The organism is Arthrobacter sp. NPDC093128 (genome assembly GCF_040683875.1).
GTDB lineage: Bacteria > Actinomycetota > Actinomycetes > Actinomycetales > Micrococcaceae > Arthrobacter.
On the sequence record NZ_JBFBEY010000025.1, the window covers coordinates 1 to 21,091 of the forward strand.

Consider the following 21,091-nt stretch of genomic DNA (forward strand, 5'->3'; position numbering starts at 1 on the left):
AGGCACTGAGGGCGGTTCGCGGGCACTTTTCGTGAGTCTCGTCGATGCCTTGACCGGGCCCTAACCGCTTCGTAAGGTTCATACACCGGATCGGCTCGGCGCGCTCCAGCACGGCTCCGGCCGCGCTTTACGCACCCGGCCCACACTTCGAACGAGAACCAAACAGATCAGGAGATGATTATGATCATGCACATCGTGCACTTCACGTCCGCACTACCGGACGAGCGCATCCAGGAGTTGTACATCGCGCGGATGGCCCAGTACCAGGCAGTGCCCGGCCTGCTGCAGAAGCACTACGTGCGTTACGAGAACGGGCAGCATGGCGCGGTATACACTTGGGACTCGCCGGAGGCGTTGCAGGCGTTCCGGGACGGCGAGCTGTTCCGCTCGATCGCCGACACCTATCAGGTGGTCGAGTGGACCCTCGAGGTAGCCGATGTCGTACTGTCCCTGCGGGAGCCCGAGGCAGCGGTAGGAACCCTTCGATGATCCGGCCTTCGCGGTCTGCGCGCTCGTGCCATGACGGCACAGCCGGTCCACGCCGCAGCGCTCGGTGAGACGTCCGCCCGCGAGCTGGCCACGAAGGACCGGGACGCACTGATCACGATGCTCGACCTGCACGTCGAGTTCCGTGTGTTGGTCGTGGGAGGCTGACGATCCGGCCGGGGTCATCGATGACGTCTTGCTCGGCTGCTGGTTCGAGCCGTCGGACGTGCTCGAAGCCGTCGGCTGCAGGACTCTGGGCGACCCGCACCGCCTCAGCTACCGGCTGCGCATCAACGACGGGGAGCGCTTCGTCTGCGGGCAGGCAGCGTACTACGACGTCACCGAGCACGGGATCGGCTGGCTGCTGATCCTGTGCTCGGGTTTTCGCCCTGCCCAGCATGGAGCCGCCTGCTGCTTCGACCGCGGCCAGGCGGCGTAGCCCGTAGGAGTGCCGCTCCGGCCGCAGGTTGCGCACCTCATCGCCCGGATACAGGTTCTGCGCCCCGCGGGCGCGATAGGCCGGCCGGGTCACCTGCACGTCGCCGAAGATCGTGGCCAGGGGCCCACCCGGGTGTGGGCCCCCTGATTCGGGGTCGCACCACCGCCACCCGCTGCTCGCGCATCGCGCGCAGGGTCCAGGTGCTGTTGCATCAGCTGACGCAACGGTTCGCGCCCGTCCCGCTCCAAGCGTGCCTCCAGCTCGATGTGCTCGAGTCCACCGCGGCCTCATCATCCAGCACGGCGGTCAAGGACTCTAGCCTTTGCCGGGCCCCGGCGAACGCGACCACCACGGCCTCGGCGTTCACCGCCGGACCCGTTCCCGCCGGGCGGACAACGCGGCCAGCCCCTCGCGCGCCGCGGCTTCCAGCTCATCGGCGGCCCGGGAGTAGCGCTCGACCACCGCCGAGACCACCGTCTCCTTCAACCGCTGGGCTGAGCGCGCGAATCGCGGGACCTGCTCGGTCGACTCGGCGAACGTGCCTCTGGCGCAGCGGATCTCGATGCAGAACCAGCGCCGCTTGGCCCACATCACCTCGACGGCGCCGGCGACCGGGATGTCCCGGTTCCGCTGCAGTCGACGGGAGCCAGCCCCCTTAGCCATCACGCCGCGCTCGGGGCACCCGGGCGGATCGGTCGGGGCCACTGTGACCCTCCGACCTTCGGGCAGGTCGACGGCATCGATGACGCGATAGGAGGGCAGGTTGAAGATCGTGCCCGCAGCATCAGGGCGCGAGCCCGTAGGCTCGTTCACAGCTCGAGGTCCTCGTTCTCGTGGATGTCTCGCATACCCCTCACAGCAGGGCCACGAGCCCCCACCGTTGCCCCGACGCGTCGCTCTCCTTCACCACGAACCAAGGGGAGCCGATTTGAGTAGGGCCGTGAAGGGGGTGGGGCCCCGGGCCGCCTCACGGGGCGTCACGACCGAATTCCTCGGAGATGGTCTTGGCGGCGCGCGTGAGGAGCGGGACGGCTCTCGTGACGAGCGTGTCGGTGACTCGTGAGATCGGGACGGACATGGATACAGCCAGGCGGGATCCTCCCCGGCCGGCTGGAGGGTACGGCGACGCAACGCACCCGCAGCTCGTCCATCGCGAAACCGCGGTCGATGTTGGCGGCCATCTCGGACTCAAGCGCCTCCCGCTCGCTGTGGGTGAAGGGGTGGCGGGGGGCACCCCGGTGAGTGAGCAGTGCCCGCACACCCGCACGCCCGCACGCCCGCACGCCCGCACGCCCGCACGCCCGCACGCCCGCACGCCCGCACATGGTGATGGTCGAGCTGGGCGAGCATGGCCTTCCCGACGCCCGTGCTCTGCGCCGGGACCCTGCTGCCGACCTCGGTGAACATGCGCATTGACTGGGCCGATGGCACGTGAGCCATTTACACGACGTCCTCGCCGCTGAGCCCAGCGAGATTGACGGACTCGCCCAGCTGGCCCACCAACTCGGTCTGCAGCGGCAGACACCATGTCGCCACGCCGGAGACTGCCTCCTCGCCCAGCCTGATCACTCCTGAAACCCAGGGCATAGGCGCGGCCGGGCTCCTGCCGGGCGTAGCCGCGGGTGACCAGGGTCTGCAACAACCGGTGGATCGTCGACGGCGACAGCCCGCTGTCCTCTGCGAGCTCGGTGACTCCGCAGCCCCGGTCGCGGCGCCTCAAGGAGGGCAAATACCGGACTCTACGCCACCCGATCCCGGCTTGTCCATCACCGCCGAGTTCCCTCTGGTCACATTGTGTGATTTTCTATGGTCACTCTGTCGACTTTTTGTTATGATTCCAATGGAAGAAAACATTATTCCACGATACGGAAAAGGATAAAGGATGAGCGAGCGGGTACAAATAGGGGCGCTTCAAGTGGCCGACGAGCTCCATGCGTTCGTGCGAGACGAGGCGCTTGGTGGGTCCGGTATCGACGAAGCGGCCTTCTGGGGCGGTCTCGAGGAGATCGTGCGTGATCTGGGTCCGGTCAACCGGCGCCTGCTCGAGCGACGTGCCGAGCTGCAGACTGCGCTCGACCAATGGCACGCCGCGCATCCCGGTCCCGTGGACCAAGGTGCCTACGAGGAGCACCTGCACCGGATCGGCTACCTCGTGGACGAGCCTGGGCCGTTTGAGATCACCACGGAGAACGTCGATAGGGAGGTCGCTGCAGTCGCCGGCCCACAGCTGGTCGTCCCCCTGCTGAACGCACGCTTCGCCGCCAACGCTGCCAACGCTCGGTGGGGCTCGCTTTACGACGCCCTGTACGGCACCGACGTGATCGCCGAAGACGGCGGACGCGAGAAGGGCAGCTCGTACAACCCGACGCGCGGTGCCGAGGTAGTCGCCCGCGGGCGTCAGTTCCTCGACGAGCACTTTCCCCTGGCGCAGGGGTCGCACAGCAGTGCCACCGGCTACCGCGTCGAGGGCGGCCGCTTGGTGGTCTCGTCGGAAGCCGGCGAGACGGGCCTGGCCGACCGGGGACAGTACAAGGGTCACCGTGGTGAGGCTTCCACTCCGCAGGGCGTGCTGCTCGAGCACCACGGTCTGCACGTGGAGATCCTCATCGATCGTGACGGCTCGATCGGGAGCACGGATGAAGCCGGTGTCCAGGACCTGGTCGTCGAGGCTGCCCTCACCACGATCATGGACCTCGAGGACTCAGTGGCAGCGGTGGATGCGGCCGACAAGGTCGCGGGCTACCGCAACTGGCTGCAGCTCATGCAAGGCACGCTGACGGCGTCGATGAGCAAGGGCGGGGAGAGCTTCACCCGTCACATGGCTCCCGACCGTGTCTACGACAGCCCCGAAGGGGAGGTCGTGCTGCCCGGCCGGTCCCTGCTGTGGATCCGGCACGTGGGTCACCTGATGACCACCGATGCGGTCCTCCACGACGGCGACGAGATCCCCGAGGGGATTCTCGACGCCGCGATCACAACGCTTTGTGCCATGTCGGACATCCAGGGGCGGGGGGACCTGCGCAACTCCCGGACGGGATCGATGTACGCGGTCAAGCCGAAAATGCACGGTCCGGAAGAGGTCGCGCTGACGGACGACCTGTTCCAGCGCGTCGAAGCACTCCTCGGGCTGCCGAAGGGGACGATCAAGCTCGGGATCATGGATGAAGAGCGCCGCACCTCGGCCAACCTCGCGGCGTGCATCCACGCCGCACGGGGCCGCGTCGCCTTCGTCAACACGGGGTTCCTGGATCGCACCGGCGACGAGCTGCACACCTCAATGCTCGGCGGCCCCATGGTCCGCAAGGCCGAGATGCGCGACACAGCATGGATTCGGGCCTACGAGGAGCAGAACGTCGATGTCGCCCTCGCGTGCGGTTTCCGCGGCAAGGCGCAGATCGGCAAGGGCATGTGGGCCCAGCCCGACAACATGGCCGCCATGCTCGAGGCCAAGGTCGGTCACCCGAGAGCGGGCGCGAACTGCGCCTGGGTCCCGTCCCCCACCGCCGCGACACTGCACGCACTGCACTACCACGAGGTCGATGTGGCGGCGGTGCAGCAGAAACTGGCGGGCCGGCGGCGCACGACCCTCTCGCAGCTGTTGACCATCCCTTTCGACGCGTCGGCCGAATGGACGGAGTCGGAGCGCACCGCCGAGGTCGAGAACAACCTCCAAGGTGTCCTCGGCTACGTCAAGCGCTGGATCGATGACGGGATCGGCTGCTCCAAGGTCCCGGACATCCACGGAGTCCAGCTGATGGAGGACCGGGCCACCTGTCGCATCTCGAGCCAGCACGTGGCGAACTGGTTGCGTCATGGGGTCGTGACCCCGGCCGTGGTCGAGGACGCCTTCCGTCGCATGGCCGATGTCGTGGATGCCCAGCAGGCCGCCGACGGCTACTCGCCGATGGGCCCGAAATACGACGACCGTGCCTTCCTGGCGGCACACGATCTCGTCTTCGACGGTCTCGATCAGCCCGGCGGATACACCGAGCCGATCCTGCACCACCACCGCCGCCTGAAGAAGGAGGAGAAGGCATGAACCTCGATCTCGCTCGTCGCGCCATCGGCGGGGCCTTGGGCCACGCCGCCTCGCAGGGGTACAAGCCGCCGACCGTCGTCGTCCTCGATGCCGGCGGCCACGTCGTCGCCGCCGAACGTCAGGACGGCTCCTCGAACAAGCGCTTCGAGGTCGCCTACGGCAAGGCCTCCGGTGCGCTGGCCCTGGGCATGGGCTCACGGGCCCTGATGGCCCGCGCCGAGCAGCAACCCTACTTCATCGCTGCGGTGAGCCGATCGGTCGGAGCCCTGCCCATGACCAACACGACAGGAGAGCCCTTGACCGGCACACCTCGATCGGTTGCCGCTCAGCAGGTTCCACCTCACCACCCTAATCATCGCCCCTCATCGGGTGAAAGTTCGCGCGGTTATCCAGCATGATCTGGGGGGCCGATGGCTGCGATCGCATGCAGGCCCAGGCCCTAGGCCCCCCACCACCGGCCGACTCGCGCTGAAGCGGGAACGGCTGTCGAATTGAAGAATCCACTTTTCCGGAGGCTGTCACATGCACAATGACCTGATAGTCAGCAAAGCTGACAACCGCCACGGTGTCGTTCGGTGAACGTGATCGCGGCCTGCGAGGCGAAGTTGCGCAAACGCGCCCTCGTATCCACCCATGGTGTGCCTGGCCACGGCACCTTCGAGGTGCAATGCGGCGAAGGAACGCCACTGGGAGGTGACGACTCCGCACCCCCGCCCCTCGCCGTCGGCGTGCCGTTTTGCGCACCCACACACGTCACCGAGTACACCCAGGCACCCAAGCTGAGGGTAGACGACGCTCGCATCGAGCTGCAGCTGGGGTTCGCGCCCAGCGTGACCCCAGGCGGTATGCCCTCGGTGCCTCACGAAAGAATTGCCCGCGAAATCGGTGGATGCTGCGGGGGCATGGGAAGTGGGTCGTCGATGGTCACTCGTGCCGAGGTGACGCACAAGTACGCCAAGGCGTACGCGGCAGCGAGCAAGAAGGACCGGGGCCGGATGCTCGATGAGGTGGTCTCGGTCACCGGCTGGTCCAGGGACAACGCCCGCCGGCGGCTGGTCGCGGCGGCCAAAACGCCGCCGGGACCGGGTCGGGCGGTCGCCACGCCGGTCCGCAAGCCGCGGGCACCGAAGTTCTCCTATGACGCGCGCAAGGTGCTGCAGAAGGTGTGGGCCGCCTCTGGCGGGCAGTGCGGCAAGTACTTGGTGGTCTCGATGCGCGCCCATCTGGACGCCCTGGAACGCCACGGTGAGCTCATCGACGGTATCGATCACTACAGTCGCGCGGTGCGCACCGAGTTGCTGGCGATGAGCGCGGCCTCGATCGACCGCTACCTGGCCCCGGCCAAGGCCAAGGACGCCATCGGTGGGGTCTCGACCACGAAGCCTTCGCCGCTGCTGCGCTCAAGCGTCGCCATCCGCCGCGCCCGGGACGAGGTCGAGGACGAGCCGGGGTTCTTCGAGGTCGACATCATCGCGCACTGCGGGCCCACCCTCAAGGACGAGTTCGCGCGCACGGTGAACCTGACCGATGTGCACACCGGCTGGGTCTTCACCCACACCATCCGCAACAACGCGCACCCAACCCACATCCTGACCGCGCTACAGGCCGCGGTGGATGAAGTCCCTTGTGCGGTAACAGGACTCGATTTCGACAACAGCGGCGAGTTCCTCAACCATGCCATGACCGACTGGGCCGCCGAACGCCGGATCTACATCACCCGGTCCCGGCCGTACAAGAAGAACGACCAGTCCAACGTCGAGGCCAAGAACAACCACCTGGTGCGCAAGTACGCCTTCTACTACCGCTACGACACCCCCGAGGAGCGCGCCCTCCTGGCTCGGTTGTGGCCACTGGTCAATGACCGGCTGAACTACCTGACCCCGACGAAGAAGCCGATCGGGTACGGCAGCGACCGCAACGGACGCCGCACCCGCCTGTACGACCCGCCGCGCACGCCCTTCGACCGGCTCCTGGCGGCGAGAGTCCTGGCCCCCGCACAAGAAGCCGAGCTGACCGCCTACCGCGACACACTCAACCCCGCCGAACTGGCCCGCCGGATCGGCGACCTGCAAGACCGACTGGCCCAACTCGCCAAGGACAAGACCGAACAGCTCTACCTGGCCGGTTTCCCCTCCACCCTGCCCGACGTCCACCGCGGAATCCTCGTCCAAGCCAGCTGACCACCACCCACTTTCGCGGGCAATTCCTACCTGAGGCACGGGCTCCACGGGACTGTCCGATAAACGGTGTGTGGGTCCGGCCGGTTTTCATTAGTGAGTGGTCCTTTCGAACCGACCAGTGAAGGTAATCGCGAACGCGTTCAGCGCAGGCTTCCACCTCATCACCCAGCGTGCCCGACCGCCGCCGGTCGGATCAAGAGACCTGGTGACCAGATACAGACATTTCAGCGCAGCGGCCTCGTTTGGAAAGTGCCCGCGGGCCCTCACGGCCCGTCGGTAGCGGGCATTGATCGACTCGATCACGTTCGTTGTGCAGATCACCCGCCGGATCTCCACGTCGTAGAGGCTGTCGCAGAATAGCGTGTCCCAGCCCGGGCGGTGACGAGGGGCCTGTTAGTCGGGGTCGGCGGGTCCGCTTGACGGGTCCGTGCGGCCGAGGCCTCAGCCGGTTGCCGTATGGATCTTCCGGATGTTGTAGGCGGCGGCCGCGAGGTTCAGCTCGCCGCGGGCAGCGTCGAGGCCTCTCCGGGAGAATCTGCCCAGGATCGTCTTGAGGGTTCCGATGCTGGGTTCGACGGTTGCGCCGCGGCGCTTGTAAGCGGCTGATCCTTCGGGTGTTCGGAGGCGGTGGGCCATCGCTTCCCGCGCGTTCGCCCCGGCCGGCGGCGGGCCAGATGCCGGTGATCGAACTGCCTTGACGTGCTGTTCGCGCCCTTTGTCCAGGGCGATGATCCGGTCGGCGCCGGGTGCCTCCGGGTTCTTGTTGCTGCAGTAGCCGGCATCGGCCAGCACGACCCCGATCTGGTGCTCGGGCGAACCGGTCCTAGCATGCAGGCCCGCGGCCGCGTCGGTGGCCGCGCTCATCATGGGAACGAACGAGGGCATGTCGTTGGGCTGCTGGTTCACATCGACGGCGGCGATGACGTGGTCACCGGTGACGGCGACCTGCGCGTTGTACCCCTGGACGAAACCCCGGCGCGTGGGCATCACCCGCGACTCCGGGTCTGTGGTGTTCGCGACGGCCTTGGGGAGGCTCCTCGTCGGGGCTTGCCCGTCGCGCGCCGCGGCGGCTTCCGCCGCAGCGACGACACGGCGTGCCCGGATGATCCGCGAGTGCTCCTCGGTCGGGACAGGCGGGGCGCCCATCGGCTTCTTCCCCGCGGCGATCAACGCGGCCCTGCGATCGAGCTTGGCCTGGTGGTCGCGCAGCTCCCGTTCCAGATGCGCCCTCGCCTCGGCCAGCCGTAGCGGGCCGTCAGGGATCCGGCCTCGCACCAGCCGCCCAGCCTGGGACGCCTGCAGCCGGGCCTGAGCCCCGGTCTGGCGGGCCTCGCGATCGGTGTCCAGTCGACGCTGCTGCTGGGCAAGCTCCGCTGCTGCGCGACGGATCCGCTCCGCTCTGGCCGACCTCCCGGCCAGCGGTCCACGGACACGGTCGCCGCCGTCGTCGGCCCCGCGGGCGGCCAGCGCATCCTCGGCCGCGTCCACGCGTTGCGCCTCTTCGACGACATCGGCGGCGATCTCTTTGGCGTGCTGGTCGAACCAGTCCCGGCCTCGGTTCGCGTCGATGGACGCGTTCGCCGGGATCTTCGTCCCGTCGATCGCGATCGTCCCAAACCGGGCGAGCCCCGCCCGTGCGGCGATCAGCAGCACCTGCGCGAACAACCCTGCGAACGCTTCCTCTGACACGGCACGGAACCTCGCGATGGTCGCGTGGTCGGGCACATCGCCTGCGCACGCCACCTTGAACGCAATGTCCGTGTGGCATAGCCGCTCGACTTGACGCGAGGACCGCACGCCGCGGCAGTACGCATAGACCAGCAGCCCCAGCAGCATCCGCGGATCGTATCCCGCTGCGCCGACCCCGCCCCGCCGCCGCGACGCTTCGAAAGCTGACACATCGAGCGTCTCGACGATCTCGATGACAAGCCAGACGAGGTGATCTTCCGGCAGCCAGTCCCGCATATCCGGCGGAAGCAGAAACACCTGATCACGCCGCACAGGACGATAACTCTGAGCCATACCCGATTCTCCCAGGCCCCTCGTCACCGCCCGGGCTGGGACACGCTATTCTGCGACAGCCTCTACGACGTGGAGATCCGGCGGGTGATCTGCACAACGAACGTGATCGAGTCGATCAATGCCCGCTACCGACGGGCCGTGAGGGCCCGCGGGCACTTTCCAAACGAGGCCGCTGCGCTGAAATGCCTGTATCTGGTCACCAGGTCTCTTGATCCGACCGGCGGCGGTCGGGCACGCTGGGTGATGAGGTGGATGCCTGCGCTGAACGCGTTCGCGATTACCTTCACTGGTCGGTTCGAAAGAACCATTCACTAATGAAAACCGGCCGGACCCACACACCGTTTATCGGACAGTCCCACGTGTCAGGCTGGAACGGTACCAGGGGCTCATAGCAAGTCCATTTAATCGCGTGGGGCGAGAGCCAGGAATCCAGTAATCATGTCCAGTCCGGTTTTGACTGCAGTACGCGAAGATAGTGCTGTGAGTAGTAGTAGTAGTAGTAGTAGTAGTAGTAGTAGTAGTTCTTCCGGACCAGAGACCGCGGTGAGTTGGCTTAGCCTGCCGGGCCCTTCTCATATACATGTTTAAAGGCATACCCCCGGAGGTGCGGTAAGCATGTGAAGACTATGCCTGCGCATCACATCGACACCGTTATTACCGTCGTCCATCACTCAGTCGCGGAGCCCAACATCATAAGCGGGTTCTAGAGTTTGATCGAGCTTTGCTCTGCAGGGTCCATTTTTGAGGGCCGCCGCCCACGCCTAGGTTTTAGGCGCACGATAAACGCGGCACCAATGAGGATCAGTGAGCAGCTGAGTACCTGCCAGAGAGTCAGGTTTTCGCGCAAGACGAGAACCCCTGCCACGACCGCAATAATCGGTGCGGTATATGTTGTGAGGGCTGCAGTGGTCGGCCCCGCGCGCTTGATGAGTGCGAAGAATGCACTAAAGCCGCCTGCTGTGCACGCGACTCCCAGCGTGATGAGGGAAAGTACCGTACTTTCTGAGGGTGCCCGGAACGGTTCGGCCGCCGCTGCAATGGCGATGAGTATGGGGGCAGCAGCCAGGATCATGGCAGCGGCGACTGTCAGGGCATCATAATTGCTAAACCAGTGACCGATCAGGATGGCACCCAGCCCGTAGGCGAGGGCTGCACCGGCGATGAGTAACACCGCTGGTCCTGCATCATCGAGCCCGAGGAGGGTGGTTACGCCGATAAGCCCAAGGACCAAGCCAACCCATCCCGATGGGTTCAGCCAAGGCTTGCGAACGAGCAAAGGGGCAAGTACTGCAACGAAAATGGGTTCAGTTGCGATGATCACGCCAGTTGTTCCAGACGGAACCGACAACTGTCCCAGTGTGATCAGGCTCAACGGCACGACGACCTCAACTACGGCCAGAACCAGCAGGGCGCGCCAGCGTTTTGTCAGCACCCGCCAGCGCTGTCGATGCAGTAGGAATGGCGTCATGACGAGAGCCGCTATGGCTACACGTCCGGCGGCGATCCACAGAGGTCCGATGTCCCTCAGCGCGATTTCAATGAAGAGATAAGGCACTCCCCAAAGAAGCGAAACCAGGGCAAATAGCCCCCACGCGCTTGCTTTCACGCTACACCTGCCGAGTTGCCAAGAAAGATTGTTCCAACATGGCACCCAGTCTATGGAGAAGGCCGGTATCGACGGAAGGCAACTTGTAAAGTTTTCGAGTCGATAAGCATCCATTTGGAAAGCCAAGCGACTAAAATTTGAGACATGGTGACTCTGGATGATGTGGACTGGGAATTGTTGCGGCTGCTGCAGGAAGACGCGCGCCTCGGATACAGAGAGCTCGCGCGGCAAGTAGGGTTGACCGCCCCTGCAGTCGCGAGCAGAGTGCGACGTCTGGAGCGGCACGGCGTGATAACTGGCTACAGTGCCCGTGTCGACACCACTGCTGCTGGATATGCGGTTGAGGCTTTCATCCACGTTGCCAGTACCGGCAAGCTGCAGTCTTATGGCATCGCAACCCAAGCTATCGCCGATCCGTATGTCCTCGAGGATCATCGGGTGGCGGGCCAGGACGATCACATCTTGCGTGTGGTCGCTGAAACCATCCGGGACTTGGAACCTTTTATCGACTCACTTCACGATAAGGGCAGCTCTGCGACATCGTTTATCTTCTCGTCGCCCAAGCGCTGGGCTCCGGTCGTGCAGCCGGGGGCCAGGGAGCAAGGACAACAGCCACAGTAATGACGTTTTTACGGTTGGCGTGCCGCGCGGAGGTGACTTTGAGCTGTCCATAACTGGGGTCAATTCGGGTTATCCACGGCTGGTTTTTTGGGAGCCGTTGGGGTAGCTCCCTCGGCGGTGGTAGCGGTGGATAACCCGTGGGAATTGTCCCCGGTTGTGGACAGGTGCTGTTGAGTGAGCCATTGTCGGTACGTTTGGGCGACGTGGTCGTTTCTGGCAATCCCTCGTTCTATGGAGAGGTTGTAAGGACACTGGTTGAGTTGTTCGCCTGCTTGCTGCAATGTGACGCCGAGCTGCCGTCTGAGGGGCCGGAGGCCGGTGATGTCAGGTGCTGCAATGGGATTAAATATTTGGCGGTAGATTTCCCGGGCGACGTAGCGTTTGAGGCAGCGCATGGTTTCTCTCTTGCAACCGCTGCGCGACGGGCTCTGCGTACGCGACGAGCATCCGCACGGCCATAGATACCCGTCATTACAGGTAACGCACCACAACCTCACTTAGGCGCATACACCCGGCGGTCCATGTAAGGGGCATGTTTTGCGCTCTTAAACGAGGAGAAAAAGATCCCTGCTAAATCAGCACAAACAGGCCCATCCCACTGCGATCACCACATGTTCACTAACCGTCGAGTTCCAACCCCGCGAAGGAAAAAGAGAGGAGATGCCTGACGCCTTGGCATCTCTTCTCTCACACAAAGGGATCCGGGCGGAGATGGTCAGACTTCAGCGACGACGCCGGGGTCGGCTCCACCATGAAAAGGACTCGAGGCACAATGGTGGCGCCCTGACTGAATCGAGCGGAATAAGGCGACCGAGGCTGCTCGGCGTCGGTAGTGGAAACGGAGAGGTCCTTGTCGCCGCGGAAGATGGTCGGTTCCACCTCGGCCCAGGCTGTTTTGCCCGAAGGCACCTTGCCCGTCCAAGTCTCAGCGATTTTTGGCATCATCTTGGGTTGCTCGGCCCGCTGCCCGAAAACGACACTGCTTCCCCAGGGGAAAAAGTGCGGCCGAATTCAGCGGAGGTCCCAAGGCTGGTCGAAGGCGACGTTCACGATGTCGTACAGCGTGCCGAACTTTCCTGACCTGAAACCCGACCAATAGTCACGGTCTATTACTGAGTTCGGCATCACGAAAGCCCGCCGGCCGCCGCTTCGCAGGGATTTTTGGACAGCCCTAGCCACGAACGAAGCCGCCAAGTCCTGTACGTTGCCGTCTTGGGCGACGGAGTAAGCTGCGGATGCATGATTCTGCTGTGAGGGCCGGGACGGAGACTGAGACGGGCGTAGAACACCCCCCAGAGGACAACCGGTGGTTGACGCCGCAACCTGGGGTTGTCATAACGAGTGCATGAAAGCTGTAGCAATCGAAGACCGAGCCATGTTTGACGATCTCACCGCGGTGCGTACACGAGCAATTGAGCATGCCCGTCATGCCGTGGAGCTTTCCCGACAGCGGCGTGTGATCATTGATGCGCTTCTCCCCAAGGGCTATGCGCAGGCTGATATTGCCCGTGAACTCGGCGCCACCCGACAGGCAATCCAGAAAATGACGGCAGCCGGCTAAACCTCCACAGGAGCCGCATCGGGCGCTGTGGAATCGCCGGACATACGGAGGCGCCAATTAGCGCTGCGAAAACGCCGTCATTTATCGCTGTGATTTACAGCTAATGGTTAGTATGCCGATTCAACCAGCAGTTTCGAGACATAGTTGGATCCTGCCGGATAGAGGCATGAGACCTCTCGTATCCCAAGAGTCGAGTGGTTGCAGTTGGGTCTTCGCCGCGAGTCCGGTTCCAGTACGCACAAAGGACGGGCCAGGACATCAGTGTCCTGGCCCGCCCTTTGTGGGTTCGTTCTGGAGATTAGATTTCAGTGGGTTGTGCCTGGCTGGCCGCAGGGACGGTTGACAGCGTTCCGGGGGCGGGATGCTGGGCCTGAATGCGTTCGCTTTGCTGGTCCTGGAGGCGCATTTCCGGCGGTTCCCTACGGAAACCTTTAGTGAGGAAGACGAGGTAGACCATGCCCAGGCCGATCCAGATGCAGCCGATGATGATCGCCATGGGACTTAGCTGGGTGAGGAGATAGATGTCAACCGCGGCACCCAGGACCGGCAGGATGATGTATCCGATGACGGGTAGTTTGGTGCCTTGTCGGCGGCTGCGGATGAAGTAGGCAATCACGCAGAGGTTCACGGTTGCGAAGGCCAGGAATGCCCCGAAGTTGATGCAGGACGTCGCGAGTTCCAGGGAGATGTTCATCGCCAGGGCGGCTATGGCACCGACGAGGACCAGGTTGAAGATGGGCGTTTTGGTTCGCGGGTTGAGGCGGCCGAAGAGCCGTCGGGGAAGGACTCCGTCGCGGCCCATGACGTAGAGGAGCCGGCTGGTGCTGGCCTGGATGGCCAGCCCGGAGGCGAAACCGCCAACGATGAAAAGCATGTTGGCGATGTTGGCGTAGAACTGGCCGCCGACGAGGACCTGCATGGCGTACGCTGCCGTCGCCGCTTCCTCGAAGTCCCCGCCTGGGTGGACGAGCTGCATGATGTAGGAGACCACGACGAAGATTATTCCGCCGACGAGGACGGTCAAGAGGATGGCCCGGGGGATGTTGCGGCTGGCGTCTTTGGTCTCTTCGCTGAGGGTGCTGACGGCGTCGAAGCCGAGGAAGGCGTAGGCCGCGATAGCCGCCGCCGCAGCGATGCCGCTGACTGTCGTGGCACTGTTCCAGAAGGGTTCAGTGAACGACGCCGGCGGGTTGCCGCCGAGGTAGGCCAGGCAGTAGGCGATGAAGATCCCGATAAGGGTTACGACCAGAAGGGTCAGGATCTTGTTCACGCGGTCGGTGAGCACGATTCCAGTGACGTTGATGATCGTGGTCAATCCCGCGTTCAGAGCCAGCCATGCCCAGACGGGAATGGCGGGAAACTGGGCGGCCAGGTAGAACGACTGGAAAAGCCAGGCCACGGTGGGAAGGAAGAGATAGTCGAGAAGGATTGCCCACCCGACGAGGAAGCCGACGCGTGAATCGAGCAGTCGTCGTGCGTAGACGTAGGCCGAACCAGAGGTGGGAAAGATTTTTGCCATCTTCGCGTAGCTGAGCGCAGTTAGCAGCATTGCGGCAGTGGCGAGGGCAAATGCCGTCGGGGCGGATCCGTCGCTCGTGGAGGAGATGACACCGAAGATCGACATCACGATTCCCGGAGCCATGTACGCCAGTCCGAACACGACAACTGACAGCAGGGATAGTTTGGGGATGAGTTTGATGTTCTCAGCTGACATGGGATTTTCCTTAGGCTGGGACAGAGCTGAGGTTGGTGGGCATTGTCAGGGAGTTGGTCTGACGCCAGAGTCGGGGTTCTAGCTGGCCCGAGTACAGCGGCAGTGGAATAGCGTCGTCGCTTTCACTGAACTGTTCCCAGGGCCGGGTGACGCCCGCGGTGCCATATTGGCGTACGTTCCCTACTTGGTCCAGGTCGATGACATCGACCAAGGTTGCGTCTTCGGGTCCGGTTGCTTCGATGCGTATGCGGCCTTCAGGATCAACCAGGAGACTCCGGCCCACGCCGTTGGGGCTCGCCGCGTTTACGCTGGCGACGAAGTTCTGGTTGACGATTGCGTTGGCTTGACCGATGACAACTTCCTGGACACGGTCGTTGGTCGGGGTTCGGACCACATTGAGAACGAGCTCTGCGCCCATCCACGCCAGATGCCGGCTGTGTTCGGGGAACCATGCGTCGTAGCAGATGGACAAACCTACGCGGCCATATCCGGTCATGTCAAAGACCACGAATTCCGTTCCGGAACTGACCGTTTCATAGGGCTTCCACGGAAAGACTTTCCGGTACGAGGCCACGCGCTGCCCTTCGGGAGAGTAGACAACGGCAGTGTTGTAGATGCGCCCGTCCCCGCCGCGCTCCAACACGCTGCCAGGCAGAAGCCAGATCCCAAGATCTCCGGCAAGCTCGGCAAGAGTGCGATCGCGCGGCCCATCAAGGGGTTCGGCCGAGGCTTCCATAGAGGCCTGACTGTCCGCGGGGTCCGGCGAGTCCGCCGTGTTCAAGTGAAGTTCCGGATACACGAAAAGGTCGGCGACGGCATGTGCTTTGACCCTTCGTTCTAGACCAGCAGCGAAATCAGTCATTGATTCGGCAGGTGTCTGCACAAGAGCCAGGGGAAGAAGACGGGTCATGAGAGGGATTCCTTGCATTGGAGAGTTTCTTAAATAAAGATTAATTAATGAATTTGGGTGTGTCAAGGGTCACTTTGAAGGGTGGTGTGGAAGCATTGTGATCATGGCAAGACCGCGTAACCAGACAGCCCGCCGGGACCAATTGGTGGCAGCAGCAGGTCGGGTCCTGTTGGACCGAGGCTCTTCAGCAGCCCGCCTCTCCGACATAGCCAGCGAAGCTGGCGTCACACCTGCTGCCGTGCTGTATTACTACCGGGACGTCGATGAGCTCTTCAGTGAGGTATTCCATCAAGGTGTGTCGGAGTACTGTGATCGACGAGAGGCCCGGATCCAGGCGGAAAGCCACCCGGAAGCGCAGTTGAGGGCCTGTATCCACTCAGGTGTTCCCTGGCCCGGGGAAAGCGAAGCCGCGTCCCGCATCCTCGTAGAGCTCATTCCCGTGTATCTGCGGAACGAAGCCGCGGCTAGGCAGCAGATGGCATTTGTGGAGCGGCAAACGAACCTCTACAAAGAGATCCTGGAACGAGGCGCGCAGGAGGAAGCCTTCAACCTCACAGCACCAGCCGAGTTCTTGGCCAGGAGTTTCGTAGCGCTCGAAGACGGCCTCGTAATGGACGTGCTCCTCGGCGACCTGAGGCCGGAAGACGAGTACGAATTCCTCATCACCTACGCGACGAACATGGTGAAAACCAAGACAGGCAACAGCCTGCAGTTCAGCTGACGCCTTCTGGTCAACCGGCGCCGGTACAACCAGTTTTCGGACTCGAGAAAATTTTGAGACATTGTAGATTGCTGGCGAATGCAGACCTCCGAGCGCCAGCTACGACCTATGTGTCACGAATCTCAAGCGATACAAGACAGCTCGCGGCTCAGTCGGCGAGATAAAGCGATCACAGAACGCCGCCATTTATCGGCAAACTCCACAGTTCTAACCCTAGAAAGACGGTCCGTGGATCCTCGCCGCACGCTGCGTCTCACCTCGAGGAGTCTGCTGGCTCCTGCGCTGCTGGGCCTGTTGGCCTGCGTGTTCGTCCCTGCCGCCGCGGCGTTCGTGATTGCCCTGTATGACTGGAAACCGCTCTCGGGCCAGGCGAAGTTTGTCGGCCTGGCCAACGTGCTGGCGGTGCTGACCGATCCAGAGCTGGGAACGGCCTTAGGCAACACCGCACACTATACGCCCGTTGTCGTGCCGGGCTCCATGGCGGTTGGCCTGCCCGTTGCCCTGGCTCTGCGGGCCCTTCACCGCGGGGCGGGACTGTACATGGCGCCGTACTCCCCCACCCGTGTCGGGGGCTGCCCATGGAAACAAAAGGATAGCCCGTGAACTTTGCACGCTACAAAGAGATGCTCACCATCCGCCCCGTCCGGCAGCTCCTGATGGTGGGCATGATCGCCCTCATACCGCACTCGGCGGCAGGTGTGGCTGTGGCGGGTCCGGACGGTACCGCAGTAATTGGCGGCGGCGTTGATAAAACTGGCTACGGCGTCGGTCATTCTTTCGTCGAGTCGCGCATCTTCATTCTCTCTTATGTGTACCGAATCCGGGCTGGATTTCATTGCCTGGGTTCCTTCCAGGGTCCCTCGCTCGCCTGGTCTGCCGGATCGGCAGCTTGTTCGATCGGAACCAGGTGGATGCCCTCGGTATGCCCGAAAACTTGCCGGGTCTGCAAGCTGTCATCACGTAGGATCCACACTGCGCTGGAATTACTGGTCTTCGTTTCGATGACGGCTGCGAAGGTCGCACCGTCGTTGGGCCGGACCCATACGTGTTGTCCTGCTAGGAGGCCCGTCCAGTCTTGAGGCACGAAGCCCTCGCTTGGGCGCCGGGATTTCTTCTTCTCCACGGGTTTCACTTTCTAGATTTCTCGCTGCGGCTTCCTGCCCTGGGTGCTGCTTGTGGTCAGGCGACCTGGCCGTGGAAGCGGCGCGGCCAGCACAGGGACTCAAAGGGTGGGTTTCATAGGGGCGAATGAGATACGGCCTATAGAGATGCTCCCTCGGGCCTTTGACCACAAGGCTCGTCCAGGGGCCCCTTCCTTCAAGATCGTTGGGGTCGCGAATCCTGACGGTCCGAATCCTTCCAGCGACTGGTGCCGGGTTCCGGTAAGTACGTCATCGGCGAGAACTTCGTGTGTCCGTGGCGTCATCGTTCCCGGTCATTGTTTCGGGGGCAGGGGTGGCGTCGTCTTCGTAGTGTGTGGCTCCTGCGAGGTCGCGTCCGGCGATGTATCCGAAGGTCAGGGCGGGGCCGAGGTTGATGCCCCCGGCGGGGTAGTGTCCGCCCATGACCGATACCTGGTCGTTCCCGGCGACGTAGAGGCCGGCGATGGGCTGCCCGTTGTTGTCCAGGACCCGTGCCCGTGGGTCAGCGGCGAGGCCTGCGAAGGTGCCGAAGGATCCGGGGACGATCCTGACGGCGTAGAACGGTCCCTTTTCCAGCGGTCGTAGCGAGGGGTTGGGCGTGTTCTTGGGGTCTCCGCCGTAGCGGTTGAATTCGCTGGCGCCGCGGTTGAAGTCCGGATCCACGCCCTTGCGGGCGTTCTCGTTGAAGTCGGCCACGGTTTTGGCCAGGGCTTCCGGGTCGATGCCGCAGGCTGCGGCGAGTTCCTCGATGGTGTTTCCTTTTTTGAGGTACCCGGAGCGCAGGTAAGGATAGAGCGGGACGGGCAGGGGCTTGGTCATCCCCAGCGGGAATTTGCGCACGAACTCGGCGTCGGCGATCTGCCAGGCCTCGACCGGCTCACCGTCGGGGGTCGCTTTGAGCAGACCTTCGACGTAGTCGTAATAGCCGTTGGCTTCGTTGACGAAGCGCTTTCCGTCCCGGCGGACTCCGATGCTGCCGGGTTTGGCGCGGTCCATGATGTGCGGGAACGTTCCGGTGCGTCCCTTGCGGTATGGGACCAGGGAGACCGGACACCAGGCGGCCGGGGACCCCACGTCGGTGTCGAAGCGGGCTCCCACGGCCTGGGCCATGGTGATGCCATCTCCGGTGGTTTCTTTTGGGGCCAGGGTCCAGTGTTCCCGGCCCGTGGGGGTCTTGGGGAAGAGCGCCTTACGGCGGGCAATGTCGTTGGGGAAGCCGCCTGTGGCCAGGACGACGCCGCGGGAGGCGTTAATCGTGTAGCTGCCGGCGGCTGAATCCACGACGGCGCCGGTCACCTTGCCGGCCTCATTGGTGAGAAGGCGCGTGGCGGGCGTGGAGACGCGGATGTCCACGCCCAGGTCATCGGCGGATTTCAACAGCCGTCCGGTGAGTGCCGTGCCGTTGACGAGCTGCATGTTCCGCCGGTGCGTGATCAGGTCCAGCAGGTGGAACCCCACCCTCCAGGTCGCGTGGAACAAACCCTGGATGTTGCCTTGGGAGGCGGAGAGGAATTTGGTGAGGTCCGGGCCGGCCATGATGCCCATGCCCAGGAACGAGGTTTCGTAGAGCTGGTGGCGCATTTTGGCGCGCAGCTCGGGCTTGATCCGGCGTGCGTTGAACGGTTTGGGTCCCACGGAGCGGTGCCCGGTGCCGGCGCCCGGGGTGTTGCCGTAGATGTCCTTGATCTTGGCTCCGGGCACGAACTGCAGGCTTGTCTTGTCCTGGAAGAACCCGACCATGTGCGGGACGGCTTCAAGGAATGCCTCGACCTTGTCCTCGCGGTACTTCGTGCCGAGTCGGTGGCGGAGGTAAGTCCGGAAGAGTTCGCGGTCCTCGTTGACGCCGGCGGCTTTGGCCAAGGGGTTTCCCGGGGTCCAGGCCCAGCCCCCGGACCAGGACGTGGCGCCCCCGCAGACCTCGCCCTTTTCAACGACCACGACTTTCAGCCCGTGGTAGGCGGCGGTGACCGCGGCGGACAGGCCGCCGGCACCTGAGCCGACGACCAGGACATCACAGTCCAGGGTCTTGGCTGGGGCTGTGGTCAGTTCATCAGATTTGCTGGTCTTCACTCGGGTCAGGCCTTCATTGTTGGTTTCGTGTGATCGGTAGCAGGTGGCGAATGCGCGGGCAACCGGGTGTTTTGACCGCTGGTTGGCCGCGCATTCGCCTTACCGCTGGCTTGGGTGCGTCCTGCGTTTTGGGTTCAGTGGTGTTCCTTGTTGGCCCACTTGTAGGACCAGAGGCTCGAGACCAGCGCTACCAGGCAAAGCCCGGCAAGGAGCGCCGCGGCAGGGACCCAGCTGCCGCTGCTGGCCATGAGGGCTGTGGCGATCAGCGGGATGAAGCCGCCCACTGCCCCGGCCAGTGCGTAGGCAAAGCCTGCGCCGCTGTAGCGGATCCGGACTTCGAACATGTCGGTGAACCAGGTCTGCTGGACGCAGGTGGAGATGTTGTGCCCGAGATTGATCAGGGCGAAGAAGCCAAGGATCATCGGGATCAGTTCGCCGCTTTCCAGCGCAGCGAAGAAGGGCGCTGCTGCAAGGGCCGCGGCGAGGGGGCCGATGATGTAGAACCACTTCCGGCCGAACTTGTCCGCGAGGCGTCCCCAGAGTGCCAGGAAGGGGATGGCCAGGACCATGGCGACCATCGAGGCGGTCAGGACCGTGGAGGTAGGGGTGTCGGTGAAGTTCTTGACATAGGCCAGCGAGAAGGTGAAGCCCATGTAGAAGGTGCTCTGGTCCACCATCCGCATGCCGATCACGGCCAGGATCTTCTTGGGACTGGTCCGCAGCGCTTCAGCCAACGGTGCACGGGCATCCTTGTGTTCTTCCTTGACGGCGGTGAACTCTGCCGATTCAGGCACACCGGCCCGGATCCAGAGGCCGACCAGGGCGAAGAGGATGCTGATCACGAACGGCAGCCGCCAGCCCCAGGCAAGGAACTGTTCCGCGGTGGTCAATGCGGTGACCAGGGAGAACGCAGCGGTGCCCAGCAGCAGCCCGACGAAAGATCCGATCTGCACGCCGGTGGCGAGGAAGTTGCGCTTTCCTGCCGGTGCATTCTCGACAGCCATCAGGGCCGCGCCGCCCCATTCGCCGCCGACGGCGATGCCTTGGATGGCCCGCAAGGTCACGAGCAGGATGGGTGCGGCGACGCCGATCGCGGCGTAGCTGGGGAGCAGCCCGATGGCCGTGCTGGCCAGTCCCATCATGATGACGGTGATGAAAAGCATGGTGCGGCGGCCGTACTTATCGCCAAAGTGGCCGAAGATCGCCCCGCCGAGCGGGCGGAACAGGAAGCCGACGGCGAACGAACCCATCGAGGCCAGCAGCCCGGCGACCTGATTGTCCGATGGGAAGAACAACGGCCCGAAAACAACGGCGGCAGCAGTGCCGTAGAGGAAGAAGTCGTACCAGTCAACGACGGCGCCAACAGTGCTGGCCAGCGCTGCCCGCCGCCCTGCCTTGGCACTGATGACGACGGGAGGATGGTTCAGGGCGCCCATGGCGGTACCCCCGGTGCTCGAAGTGTGGGAACTGGGCATTGCGGTTCACCGCAACCTTTCTGTTTGCTCGGCTGCACCTTTGCGGGCGAGCGGATTGAGTGCTTTAATGACTACGTAGTCATTTAGTGATCTAAATCATAGGCA

General features: G+C 63.6%; 20 protein-coding genes and 3 pseudogenes. 11 read left to right on the plus strand and 12 right to left on the minus strand.

Going from position 1 to position 21,091, the window contains the following annotated elements; genetic code table 11:
* Positions 1-180: 180 nt before the first annotated feature.
* Genes AB0N24_RS22760 through AB0N24_RS22770 form a run of 3 tightly spaced genes read left to right on the plus strand, consistent with a single transcriptional unit; the run spans position 181 to position 925 of the window.
* A complete protein-coding gene (locus AB0N24_RS22760; protein ID WP_364129439.1) occupies positions 181-489 on the plus strand; it encodes a hypothetical protein in 309 nt (102 codons plus the stop codon).
* A 30-nt stretch (positions 490-519) separates the two neighbouring features.
* Positions 520-654, plus strand: coding sequence for a hypothetical protein (locus tag AB0N24_RS22765; protein ID WP_364129442.1), 135 nt, complete (start codon positions 520-522; stop codon positions 652-654).
* On the plus strand, positions 632-925 hold the full coding sequence (locus tag AB0N24_RS22770; RefSeq protein ID WP_364129445.1) for a hypothetical protein: 294 nt from the start codon (positions 632-634) through the stop codon (positions 923-925). The genes AB0N24_RS22765 and AB0N24_RS22770 overlap by 23 nt, the downstream gene beginning before the upstream one ends.
* A gap of 363 nt (positions 926-1,288) precedes the next feature.
* Here the strand turns inward: AB0N24_RS22770 and AB0N24_RS22775 are convergent, their stop codons facing one another.
* The 3 genes and pseudogenes from AB0N24_RS22775 to AB0N24_RS22785 all read right to left on the minus strand — a co-directional run.
* Entirely contained in the window at positions 1,289-1,738 is a 450-nt protein-coding gene (locus AB0N24_RS22775) for a hypothetical protein (RefSeq protein WP_364129448.1), read from the minus strand.
* Between the two features lie 627 nt (positions 1,739-2,365).
* The gene (locus AB0N24_RS22780; RefSeq protein WP_364129578.1) at positions 2,366-2,512 is read right to left on the minus strand and encodes a hypothetical protein; all 147 of its coding nucleotides are present in this window, start codon (positions 2,510-2,512) and stop codon (positions 2,366-2,368) included.
* Between the two features lie 22 nt (positions 2,513-2,534).
* Positions 2,535-2,654 (minus strand): annotated as a pseudogene (locus tag AB0N24_RS22785) (helix-turn-helix domain-containing protein); the annotation flags it as partial.
* Positions 2,655-2,807: 153 nt separating this feature from the next.
* On the opposite strand from AB0N24_RS22785, the gene AB0N24_RS22790 reads away from it, so the two are divergent.
* From AB0N24_RS22790 to AB0N24_RS22800, 3 genes are all read left to right on the plus strand, one after another.
* The gene (locus tag AB0N24_RS22790) at positions 2,808-4,964 is read left to right on the plus strand and encodes a malate synthase G (protein WP_364129451.1); all 2,157 of its coding nucleotides are present in this window, start codon (positions 2,808-2,810) and stop codon (positions 4,962-4,964) included.
* The gene (locus AB0N24_RS22795) at positions 4,961-5,362 is read left to right on the plus strand and encodes a heme-binding protein (RefSeq protein WP_364129454.1); all 402 of its coding nucleotides are present in this window, start codon (positions 4,961-4,963) and stop codon (positions 5,360-5,362) included. The genes AB0N24_RS22790 and AB0N24_RS22795 overlap by 4 nt, the downstream gene beginning before the upstream one ends.
* A 504-nt stretch (positions 5,363-5,866) precedes the next feature.
* Positions 5,867-7,144 carry a transposase family protein gene (locus AB0N24_RS22800; RefSeq protein WP_364129456.1) on the plus strand — a complete coding sequence of 426 codons (1,278 nt, stop codon included), beginning with the start codon at positions 5,867-5,869 and terminating at the stop codon, positions 7,142-7,144.
* Positions 7,145-7,234: 90 nt separating this feature from the next.
* Here AB0N24_RS22800 and AB0N24_RS22805 read toward each other — a convergent pair.
* Together AB0N24_RS22805 and AB0N24_RS22810 are read right to left on the minus strand one after the other, a co-directional pair.
* Positions 7,235-7,486, minus strand: a pseudogene (locus AB0N24_RS22805) (transposase); the annotation flags it as partial.
* Positions 7,487-7,585: 99 nt separating this feature from the next.
* Complete coding sequence (locus AB0N24_RS22810) at positions 7,586-9,043, minus strand: transposase (protein ID WP_364129458.1); 1,458 nt, start codon at positions 9,041-9,043, stop codon at positions 7,586-7,588.
* 186 nt (positions 9,044-9,229) lie between these two features.
* Between AB0N24_RS22810 and AB0N24_RS22815 the strand changes: the two are divergent.
* A pseudogene (locus AB0N24_RS22815) lies at positions 9,230-9,481 on the plus strand (transposase); the annotation flags it as partial.
* A gap of 388 nt (positions 9,482-9,869) precedes the next feature.
* Here the strand turns inward: AB0N24_RS22815 and AB0N24_RS22820 are convergent.
* Positions 9,870-10,772 carry a DMT family transporter gene (locus AB0N24_RS22820; RefSeq protein ID WP_364129460.1) on the minus strand — a complete coding sequence of 301 codons (903 nt, stop codon included), beginning with the start codon at positions 10,770-10,772 and terminating at the stop codon, positions 9,870-9,872.
* A 144-nt stretch (positions 10,773-10,916) separates the two neighbouring features.
* Between AB0N24_RS22820 and AB0N24_RS22825 the strand changes: the two genes are divergently transcribed.
* A complete protein-coding gene (locus AB0N24_RS22825) occupies positions 10,917-11,393 on the plus strand; it encodes an Lrp/AsnC family transcriptional regulator (RefSeq protein ID WP_364129463.1) in 477 nt (158 codons plus the stop codon).
* A gap of 687 nt (positions 11,394-12,080) precedes the next feature.
* Here the strand turns inward: AB0N24_RS22825 and AB0N24_RS22830 are convergent.
* On the minus strand, positions 12,081-12,338 hold the full coding sequence (locus AB0N24_RS22830; RefSeq protein WP_364129465.1) for a hypothetical protein: 258 nt from the start codon (positions 12,336-12,338) through the stop codon (positions 12,081-12,083).
* 400 nt (positions 12,339-12,738) lie between these two features.
* Between AB0N24_RS22830 and AB0N24_RS22835 the strand changes: the two genes are divergently transcribed.
* Positions 12,739-12,954: a TrfB-related DNA-binding protein gene (locus tag AB0N24_RS22835; protein ID WP_364129468.1), complete on the plus strand. Its 216-nt coding sequence runs from the start codon at positions 12,739-12,741 to the stop codon at positions 12,952-12,954.
* Between the two features lie 298 nt (positions 12,955-13,252).
* Here the strand turns inward: AB0N24_RS22835 and AB0N24_RS22840 are convergent, their stop codons facing one another.
* Positions 13,253-14,668, minus strand: a complete 1,416-nt coding sequence (locus AB0N24_RS22840) for an APC family permease (RefSeq protein ID WP_364129470.1) — start codon at positions 14,666-14,668, stop codon at positions 13,253-13,255.
* A 10-nt stretch (positions 14,669-14,678) separates the two neighbouring features.
* Positions 14,679-15,596: a carbon-nitrogen hydrolase family protein gene (locus AB0N24_RS22845; RefSeq protein WP_364129571.1), complete on the minus strand. Its 918-nt coding sequence runs from the start codon at positions 15,594-15,596 to the stop codon at positions 14,679-14,681.
* Between the two features lie 85 nt (positions 15,597-15,681).
* Here AB0N24_RS22845 and AB0N24_RS22850 point away from each other — a divergent pair, with 85 nt between their 5' ends.
* Positions 15,682-16,299: a TetR/AcrR family transcriptional regulator gene (locus tag AB0N24_RS22850; RefSeq protein WP_364129472.1), complete on the plus strand. Its 618-nt coding sequence runs from the start codon at positions 15,682-15,684 to the stop codon at positions 16,297-16,299.
* Positions 16,300-16,527: 228 nt separating this feature from the next.
* Positions 16,528-16,902 carry a hypothetical protein gene (locus AB0N24_RS22855; protein WP_364129475.1) on the plus strand — a complete coding sequence of 125 codons (375 nt, stop codon included), beginning with the start codon at positions 16,528-16,530 and terminating at the stop codon, positions 16,900-16,902.
* Positions 16,903-17,131: 229 nt separating this feature from the next.
* Here AB0N24_RS22855 and AB0N24_RS22860 read toward each other — a convergent pair whose 3' ends face one another.
* From AB0N24_RS22860 to AB0N24_RS22870, 3 genes are all read right to left on the minus strand, one after another.
* On the minus strand, positions 17,132-17,422 hold the full coding sequence (locus AB0N24_RS22860) for a hypothetical protein (protein WP_364129581.1): 291 nt from the start codon (positions 17,420-17,422) through the stop codon (positions 17,132-17,134).
* A gap of 268 nt (positions 17,423-17,690) precedes the next feature.
* Positions 17,691-19,511 carry an FAD-dependent oxidoreductase gene (locus AB0N24_RS22865; protein ID WP_364129478.1) on the minus strand — a complete coding sequence of 607 codons (1,821 nt, stop codon included), beginning with the start codon at positions 19,509-19,511 and terminating at the stop codon, positions 17,691-17,693.
* 134 nt (positions 19,512-19,645) lie between these two features.
* Positions 19,646-20,986, minus strand: coding sequence for an MFS transporter (locus AB0N24_RS22870; RefSeq protein WP_364129481.1), 1,341 nt, complete (start codon positions 20,984-20,986; stop codon positions 19,646-19,648).
* Positions 20,987-21,091 lie beyond the last annotated feature (105 nt).